A 969-nucleotide genomic window follows, 5' to 3' on the forward strand; every position below is an offset into this window, starting at 1 on the left:
ATAACCCCTTTGAGTATGGGAATTGAAATGCCCTTTAATGTGATTTTGGCCCTTTACTCTATAGAAAGATTAATTTTTTAATTGTTTATTCGTCTTATCCACTAAAAGGGCTTTCACAAAAGGAAAATCTTTTGGGTCAATATATAAGGCGTTTTTTTGATCATCATAATAAGAAAAAGAATTATTATTCATAGGCATGTTATTTAACATAAATAACTGCATTTCAGAAACGTTTTTTAATTGATTAAATATTTTTTTCAAACTTTCAGGAATCTGCTTATTGATAGTTTCTTCGATGAAAGAAAGGTCAATAGGTTTTTCGTTAACATTTTCTCCTTCTGGAGAATTATTACCATTATTATCGTTAGAATTGTTATTATTAGAATTTTCGTTCTTTCTTTGGTTTTTTTCGTTACCGTTAAAATTAAAACTATTTTTAATACTGTTTTTTAATAATTCTTTTTCTAAAAGTTCTAATTTTTGTTTTAATAATTCTTTTTCAAAGAAATTTTGTTGTTGGTGTAATTCTATTTTTCTTTCTAATTTGCTTTGATATAATTCTAACCTAATTAAATCAATATCTTTATCTTTTTCTCTGGAATTTTTTGCTTCTTCTTTTCTCTTCATTTCTAAAATAGTTAATTCTATTAAAGATAAGTTTTTATTTTTATATACATCATCTGATAATTGGTTTTGAATGGAAATTTGCGGATTTTCTTTATTAATATCGTTTTTTTCTTCTCCGAAAAAAAAATTCAAAAGAAACAAAACAAAACGCATTAATAACTTAACTAGTTTTTGAAGCGGTCCGGCCAAAATAATACTCGATAAAATCAAGTATGGGACCCAATAATTTTTTAAATGATTAAAAATATTGTTTAAAGTTTCATCCGCCACAGTAAATTTCACCTTTTGAACCTTTTTTATTTTTTTTAAATAACTTAAAAAACTAATGCTACAATAATATTG

At 24.4% G+C, this 969-nt stretch carries 1 protein-coding gene; it reads right to left on the minus strand.

The window, feature by feature from the left end:
* Nucleotides 1-69: 69 nt before the first annotated feature.
* The gene (locus RI68_RS02665; RefSeq protein WP_017193698.1) at nucleotides 70-909 is read right to left on the minus strand and encodes a hypothetical protein; all 840 of its coding nucleotides are present in this window, start codon (nucleotides 907-909) and stop codon (nucleotides 70-72) included.
* Nucleotides 910-969: the final 60 nt, after the last annotated feature.

This window comes from Vaccinium witches'-broom phytoplasma str. VAC, assembly GCF_000309405.1.
Lineage (GTDB): Bacteria > Bacillota_I > Bacilli_A > Acholeplasmatales > Acholeplasmataceae > Phytoplasma.